We start from the raw sequence: 223 nt of genomic DNA on the forward strand, positions 1-223 counted from the left end.
CTTGGCAGTGTGAGATCATGACCTTCGCTACTGTAATTTTCACTCCCCATCACAGCTCAGCCTTACGATGTGCGGATTTGCCTACACATCAGCCTTACTGCTTGGACAGACGTCCATCAGTCTGCGTCACTACCCTACTGCGTCCCCCCATTGCTCATAACGGCTTACGGTGGTACAGGAATTTCGACCTGTTGTCCTTCGACTACGCCTTTCGGCCTCGCCT

Annotated in this window: 1 rRNA gene; it reads right to left on the bottom strand. The window is 52.9% G+C overall.

From position 1 onward, the window contains the following. A 23S ribosomal RNA gene (locus tag WFI24_RS34430) occupies positions 1-223 on the bottom strand; the annotation flags it as partial.

Source organism: Paenibacillus sp. USHLN196 (assembly GCF_037144955.1).
GTDB classification, from domain to species: Bacteria; Bacillota; Bacilli; order Paenibacillales; family Paenibacillaceae; genus Paenibacillus; species Paenibacillus xylanexedens_C.